The organism is Lyngbya confervoides BDU141951, assembly GCF_000817775.3.
GTDB classification, from domain to species: domain Bacteria; phylum Cyanobacteriota; class Cyanobacteriia; order Thermosynechococcales; family Thermosynechococcaceae; genus Lyngbya; species Lyngbya confervoides.
The window spans coordinates 20191-27640 of sequence record NZ_JTHE03000080.1; the positions used below are offsets into that span (position 1 = coordinate 20191).

General features: G+C 52.1%; 6 protein-coding genes and 1 CRISPR repeat array. Of the genes, 5 read left to right on the top strand and 1 reads right to left on the bottom strand.

Features of this window, described 5'->3' with window-relative positions; all coding sequences use genetic code 11:
* Nucleotides 1–5 precede the first annotated feature (5 nt).
* Entirely contained in the window at nt 6–896 is an 891-nt protein-coding gene (locus tag QQ91_RS14165) for a type I-B CRISPR-associated protein Cas7/Cst2/DevR (RefSeq protein ID WP_166282802.1), read from the top strand.
* Nucleotides 897–1628 carry a type I-MYXAN CRISPR-associated protein Cas5/Cmx5/DevS gene (cas5, locus tag QQ91_RS14170; RefSeq protein ID WP_166282804.1) on the top strand — a complete coding sequence of 244 codons (732 nt, stop codon included), beginning with the start codon at nt 897–899 and terminating at the stop codon, nt 1626–1628.
* Between the two features lie 128 nt (nt 1629–1756).
* Here the strand turns inward: cas5 and QQ91_RS14175 are convergent, their stop codons facing one another.
* Complete coding sequence (locus QQ91_RS14175) at nt 1757–2344, bottom strand: Uma2 family endonuclease (RefSeq protein ID WP_166282806.1); 588 nt, start codon at nt 2342–2344, stop codon at nt 1757–1759.
* Nucleotides 2345–2552: 208 nt separating this feature from the next.
* Here QQ91_RS14175 and QQ91_RS14180 point away from each other — a divergent pair, with 208 nt between their 5' ends.
* From QQ91_RS14180 to QQ91_RS14190, 3 genes are all read left to right on the top strand, one after another.
* Entirely contained in the window at nt 2553–4205 is a 1653-nt protein-coding gene (locus QQ91_RS14180) for a type I-MYXAN CRISPR-associated endonuclease Cas4/Cas1 (protein WP_166282808.1), read from the top strand.
* Between the two features lie 4 nt (nt 4206–4209).
* Nucleotides 4210–4503, top strand: coding sequence for a CRISPR-associated endonuclease Cas2 (gene cas2 / locus QQ91_RS14185; protein ID WP_166282810.1), 294 nt, complete (start codon nt 4210–4212; stop codon nt 4501–4503).
* Between the two features lie 260 nt (nt 4504–4763).
* Nucleotides 4764–6867: a CRISPR direct-repeat array (repeat unit 36 nt; unit sequence GTGCCGAAACCTCTGATGCCGTAAGGCGTTGAGCAC).
* Nucleotides 6868–7220: 353 nt separating this feature from the next.
* On the top strand, nt 7221–7388 hold the full coding sequence (locus tag QQ91_RS14190) for a hypothetical protein (protein ID WP_166282812.1): 168 nt from the start codon (nt 7221–7223) through the stop codon (nt 7386–7388).
* The last annotated feature ends 62 nt before the right edge of the window (nt 7389–7450 follow it).

Sequence of the window (7450 nt, forward strand, 5' to 3'; positions counted from 1 at the left end):
ACCTCATGAACAAGAATTTATTTGCAACCGTCCTAACTTATCCTGCTCCTAGCTCTAACTATCGTGGGGAGAGCGAAGAAAATCGGACTGTGCTGCAAAAAATTGCCCAAGGTAAGCAAGAGTATACGGTCATCAGCCCCGAATCGATGCGGAATGCCCTGCGAGAAATGCTGGCAAAGACTGATCTGCCCTGTAATCGTAAGCGTTTACATGATCAGGATCAACTGGCTGTGGAATTCAAAGAGTTCCCCAATGCAGAAAAATACGCGGATGACTTTTTGTTTGGCTTTATGGTGGCCGATAACGATGCAATTAAGAAAAATAAGGGATTGCCATCAAAGCGTGACAGTGTTCTGCGTATGAACATGGCTGTGGCATTAACGCCCTACCGCTTTGATGCAACCTTTCATCAATCCCCCCTTAATGCTGGTGCTAGTCCCTGGAAAAATGCTTCTACATCGGCGTTGCTCCATCGAGAAGTTGCCCATACCGCCTATCAATATCCTTTTGCCCTAGCGTACTCTGACTGCAAAGCCCAGCCCGAATGGACAAAGGCTCTGCTCAATGCGATCGCTCAGCTCTCTGATGTGGCCGGGGGACATGCTCGTAGCTATTACGAGATGGCACCCAAAAGCATCGTCGCTCGTTTGACACCAAGTTTGGTTGCAGGCTACAACACTTATGGCTTTGATGATCAAGGTAATTTTGTAGACCTTGTACGTATCAATGAAAATGACTTACCTGCAAATGAGTTTTGGATTGGTGGGGAGCTAGCCCGCAGTATGGATACTACCCAGAAAGAGCAACTAGCTCAAGCGGGGGTGACGTTTTACGATAATCCACAGACTCTGTTGGCAGGCTTAGCTGAAGCGTTCCTCAAGTCGGAGGCAGCCTAGATGGATCGTCTTTGGTTGCGGATTCGTGCGCCGTTTGCCGCATTTCGTGGTTTTCAAGCCGGTGTGTATCGCGCTACGGCTCCTATTATGCCGCCTTCAGCTGCCTTCGGGCTAGTCCTGAATCTGGCGGGCATCGAAATGCGCGATCGCATCAACGGAGTCACCACGCTCATTCGATCAGATTTGCCCTGTCTAAACTTGGCCATTGGCATCCCGTGCCGAAAACTCCCTAACAATGAGGTAGTCCCAGAAACCGATAGCGAGGTTTGCACCCTTTATCAGCAGTTACATAGTTACCCTGTCGGTGCTTCCGGAAAAGAACTAAAACAACGTACCCACGGTGCAAAATTCTGGATTACACCAGTCAGACGAGAATTACTCGTCGGCCTAGATATGATCCTGGGAATACAGGGGGATAGTGGGTTGTTGGAGCGCGTCAAACAAGGCTTACAAGGGCAACTGGATGAATCTCGCTATGGGTTGCCGTTTGCAGGAGACAACAACTTTTTGTTTGACCAGATTGATATAGTTGATGAACTCCCTTTAACACGGTGGTATGTTCAGATGCAGCCAGATGATCCGCCCATGCGAGGCTCTTATCGCCTGACAGTTGGTATCAATCGCTCTGACAATAGTCGAACCACTAGCTTTCTATATGCTCCGCTCGATGAAGCTAGCTCCGAGCCGCCACAATATGCATGGACATGGACTCCTAACGAACCCATTAGCTGATGACTGCTGGGTTGCTATTGCGCCCCCAGCCGTTCCCCAAAAGCCCGCCAAGGTGAAGTCCACCCGCAAGGCCAAAAGCTAAGGCTTACAGCATCCTTGTTACTTCCCCGATTGAGCAGGCTATTTTGCTAGGACAGCAATTGCACGCCACCCAAGGGAGCGATCGCCACATCTGCATAAATTTGATCGACGCTCAGGGTTACCCCGACGCTGGCTAGCGTCACCTCATGGCCCTCACCGTAAACAAAAAACCGCCAGGCTCCTGCTTCATCTCGGCGAAAGAGTTCCACTGTTTTTGTCTCGGATCCGACCAGCATATATTCTTGAAGACTGGGCAACTGTCGGTATAGCTCAAACTTGCGACCGCGATCATAAGCCTCAGTGCTCGCCGATAAAACTTCCACAATCAAACAAGGGTGCTGGATAAACTGTTGAGCCGTGCGATCGCGCTCATCACAGCTAACACTCACGTCAGGATAGGTAAAGGGTCCTGCTTCACTGATTCCCACGCGACAGTCGGAGTTAAAGGTGAGACACTGCCGGCTCCGTACCTGCGCGTTTAAGAAAGCACTAATATTAAGTCCGATCCGTCCATGGGCCAACGTGCCTCCAGCCATTGCATAAGTCGCGCCGTCAAAATACTCATGTCGTTCTGGCTGCGCGGCCTCCCAGTCGAAATACTCTTCCGGGGTTAGAAAGCTCGGACTTGCAATCATCGGATCTATAAAGAGTGGAGGTATTTGAGTTGATTATAGATCTAGGATCAAAAACCACGCGCTTCAGCCGTGGGAGTGTCAAAGGCGAAGGCAATTGGTGCAAAAGGACGGAGGTCCCAATGAGCTAGTAAATTTGTACGCGGAAGTAATTTTGCCGGGTTCATAGGCCAAGGTGGAATTGAAATGGTCCTAGTTCCCAACAACAGCCATGCATCCAACCACTCCGATCGCTGAAGCTCCGCCAACGCTCAAGGTGTCCGCACTGCACGCCTTTGCCTACTGTCCCCGGCTCTTCTATCTGGAAGAAGTTGAGGAACTCTACACCCAGGATGCTGCCGTCTTTGCCGGACGCAAGCTGCACGAGGAGCTAGAGGAACAGGAAGACGGCGAGTGGGAAGATTTATTTTTGGAAGATGTTGCGCTTGGTCTGCGGGGACGAGTGGATGCGCTGCGCAAACGCAATGGCCAGGTGATTCCCTACGAACACAAGCGGGGACGGGCTTTTCGAGACGAGAACAATCATCCCCAGGCTTGGGAAAGCGATCGCCTGCAAATTCTGGCCTATGCCTGTCTGCTGGAAGCCGCTTTAGCGATCACCATTCCGGAGGGACGAATCCGCTACCATGCCGACAATGTGCTGGTGCGGGTTCCCTTAGAGGAGGCCGGGCGGCAATGGGTAAAAACCGCGATCGCCCAGGCTCAACAGCTGCGCTCTTCCACGGCTCGACCACCGGTCACCGACAACGAACGGTTGTGTACCCGTTGCTCTTTGGCTCCCGTTTGCCTGCCGGAGGAAGCGAGACTGGCGCACGATCGTCACTGGCAACCGGTGCGGCTATTTCCTGCCGATGACGATCGCCAGATTGTCCATATCCTGGAGCCGGGCACCCGAGTCGGACGCACTGGGGAACAGTTGAAGGTGCTGCGCCGCGAGCAGGACTCAGAAATGATTCCGGCCCGGCAGGTGGGACAGGTGGTGCTGCACAGCTTTTCGCAGATTTCCACCCAGGCGCTACATTTTTGCGCCGATCAAGCAATCGGGGTCCATTTTGTCTCCGGTGGGGGGCGCTATATCGGCAGCTTCGATACTCGCCAGGGGAGTATTCAGCGGCGGCTGGGTCAATATGCCGCCCTGACTCAGCCAGCGCTTTGTCTGCGGCTGGCGCGGCAGTTGGTGGTTTGTCGCGGCAAAAGCCAGCGTAAGTTTCTCATGCGCGGTAATCGCGGCCGCAACTTACCCGAGCTAACCGGGGCGATCGCTCAGATGAAGGCCGTTTTGAAGCAGGTGACTCTAGCGGAGTCTGTCGCATCTTTACTCGGATTGGAGGGCAATCTAGCAGCGCAATATTTTGGGGCCTTTGATGGGCTATTGCGGACTGAGGTGCCAGCGCTACGGTTTAGCCAGCGCAACCGTAGACCGCCGAAGGATCGGGTGAATGCGCTGCTGAGTTTTGGCTACGCGCTACTGCTCAAGGACGTCATGAATGCGGTGTTGGCAGTGGGGCTGGAGCCAGCGCTGGGGTTTTATCATCAGCCGCGCACGCAGGCTCCGCCCCTGGCGCTGGATTTGATGGAGATTTTTCGGGTGCCGCTGGTGGATATGGTGGTGGTAGCTTCCCTAAATCGGGGGATGTGGGAGGTGCAGGAAGATTTTACGGTGCGAGGAGATCAGGTTTGGTTAAGCGATCTCGGCCGACGCAAGTTTGTGCGGCTATATGAGGAGCGCAAGGCCGAATCCTGGAAACATCCGGTGCTGGACTATTCGCTCACCTATCGGCGGTTACTGGAGCTGGAGGTACGGCTACTGGAAAAGGAATGGACGGGCGAAGCGGGGTTATTTGGCCAGTTGGTGGTGAGGTAACGCGATGGCAGAACTCAAGCATGACTATTTGATTTGCTACGACATTCGCTGTCCCAAGCGCTGGCGACGGGCCTACAAGTTACTCAAGGGATATGGCGGGTCGGTGCAGCTTTCGATTTTTCGGGCTTCGTTGAGTCAGCGCGATCGCGAGAAGCTGCGCTGGGAGCTGGCAAAAATCTTAAAGCCAGAGGATGATTTGCTCATCGTAGGGCTATGCCATCGCTGTTGTGAACGGGTGCCTTTGTATAATCGTGAAGGGGTTTGGGAGACAGCTCAGCCCAGCTTTCGGATGATTTGACAAGCATCGCTGCATGTTTAGGGTGCGATCGCGGTTTTAGAGGCGCGAGGGTTTATGAATAGGAGGGTTTGGGGTGTTAAGAATCGCGATTGGTGCATGCAAGATGGCTATAATGTGGGTTAACCATTGGTTCCAGGTGTGTTTGTGAAAGCTTGCAATAGGGCATTGAGCCGGATGCGTGGGAAATTTTCCAAAATAAGAGGACGTTCCTTGCAAAGTTGGTCAACAATCCCGAGTCAGTCGGCTTTTCACGACGCGCCGTGCCGAAACCTCTGATGCCGTAAGGCGTTGAGCACAACAAATTCTGACTTGGATCAAAACCAAGAAGGTTGTGCCGAAACCTCTGATGCCGTAAGGCGTTGAGCACAGAAATCTTTGGGGATAAGGATGCGAGTGCTGGGTGGTGCCGAAACCTCTGATGCCGTAAGGCGTTGAGCACGAACGACTCACGGATGAGTTAGGTGCAGCACAAGAGTGCCGAAACCTCTGATGCCGTAAGGCGTTGAGCACCTTGTGCAGATTATTAGCGCCGTAGCGGAGCAGGAGCGTGCCGAAACCTCTGATGCCGTAAGGCGTTGAGCACGAGCCATTTTCCTCATAGGCTTGGAGCACTTCTTTGTGCCGAAACCTCTGATGCCGTAAGGCGTTGAGCACAGTATTTAAATTTTTTACAACTTTATACCCTTTGTGTGCCGAAACCTCTGATGCCGTAAGGCGTTGAGCACTATCAAGTAATAGAGGGCTGACCGCAGGGTCAGCCGTGCCGAAACCTCTGATGCCGTAAGGCGTTGAGCACGGCATCAATCAGGAGCCGACCTGGGATGATTTTGAGTGCCGAAACCTCTGATGCCGTAAGGCGTTGAGCACAGGGGGTTATTCCCTGACCTGCAGCGATCGCCCCTGTGCCGAAACCTCTGATGCCGTAAGGCGTTGAGCACAGTAATCTACACGAAACTGTATGAGAGGATAACGCGTGCCGAAACCTCTGATGCCGTAAGGCGTTGAGCACCACAAAGATCAAGCCATCCTCAATGAGAGCCTCGAGTGCCGAAACCTCTGATGCCGTAAGGCGTTGAGCACTCTCAAAGATCGCATAGATCCGTAGAGATCGCTTTGTGCCGAAACCTCTGATGCCGTAAGGCGTTGAGCACGCGACCTTGTCTGGGTCTGCCTTAGAGGTCCGCAAGTGCCGAAACCTCTGATGCCGTAAGGCGTTGAGCACCCAACGGTCTCTAGCGCTTCATGAAGAATATCGCGTGCCGAAACCTCTGATGCCGTAAGGCGTTGAGCACTCCTCTAAGGCGCGTTCAGAGGCCTTGTCGATCACTCGTGCCGAAACCTCTGATGCCGTAAGGCGTTGAGCACAGAGATCATCTCACCAAAGAGAACGGAAAATTCATGTGCCGAAACCTCTGATGCCGTAAGGCGTTGAGCACGGGACACAACCAACCCAGGAGCCAACGTTCGCGCTCGTGCCGAAACCTCTGATGCCGTAAGGCGTTGAGCACTTCCCACAAATCATATAAAATTGCCTCATAGAGTAGTGCCGAAACCTCTGATGCCGTAAGGCGTTGAGCACCGGTTGTACGAAGAATCGCTGCCCCACTGGGCTCGTGCCGAAACCTCTGATGCCGTAAGGCGTTGAGCACCGCTGATATCTAACGTCTCACCAGCAGCGGTAGCAGTGCCGAAACCTCTGATGCCGTAAGGCGTTGAGCACACCGAGACTGAGCTACGGGCTAAGCTCACTGGACAAGTGCCGAAACCTCTGATGCCGTAAGGCGTTGAGCACAACAAAGCAATCATTTACGGTGAAATGATTTTTGCGTGCCGAAACCTCTGATGCCGTAAGGCGTTGAGCACATTAATACCAATAATTATACGGCCAATAATTTTGGGTGCCGAAACCTCTGATGCCGTAAGGCGTTGAGCACAAAAACTTCTCACGAATGCCGGGGATCGTTACGTTTGTGCCGAAACCTCTGATGCCGTAAGGCGTTGAGCACATTATCCTGTTTGGGGTATCACTGCTGATCAGTTTTGTGCCGAAACCTCTGATGCCGTAAGGCGTTGAGCACTATATAGCGCAAGGGATACAGGCTAAAAACCAATTGTGCCGAAACCTCTGATGCCGTAAGGCGTTGAGCACAGCGATCCTACTTTTTCAACCTCACAGGCGTTGGGGTGCCGAAACCTCTGATGCCGTAAGGCGTTGAGCACGAATGGAACCCTGCGGAGTGGACCAAAGGGAAATGGTGCCGAAACCTCTGATGCCGTAAGGCGTTGAGCACGTTTCAGGCTTTCCCGGCTCCACTGGCTAGTTTGGTGGTGCCGAAACCTCTGATGCCGTAAGGCGTTGAGCATCGATTTGAGGTGCATATGGGATGGTAGCGGAAGCTCTGATTTCGCGATTCTGTTGACCTCAATGAATTGACCTTGGTTTTACCCACCGGCTCACTCACTGATAAGCAAACGTTAGGGATCTTAATTTTTGAGCAGACCCCAAAGCGACAATTGACCAGATCAAAAAGTTGCTTGAAGAGAAGCCGCACAACCTGTGTTTGTCCAAAGTAGGTTCAGGATATTTATGTTTTGCAAAACTTAGGACTCACTCAAAAGACTTACAAGGTACACTAACTGGAAGTTAATTGAAGTCCCACTCTGGATAAAATCAAACTTGTGTGTATTCGGTTAATAATCTCCTCAAATAGAATATTATGAGTATCTTTCAGAACTTTTCTGGCGGCGTTCAGGGCCTGGTTGGGGAAGCGGGAAAATTCCTTGATCAGGTAAAAGATAATAAAGAATTTATTGAACTAGCCAAAAAGCTTCAGGTAGAACCGTTCCTGATGGCCCTCGATCAGGTGAATGGGCACCTCGAATAATTCAAGCTTATTGAGAATGACCAACGGAAAGTTAGGTGTCCTATTAACTCTAATTTGTCAAT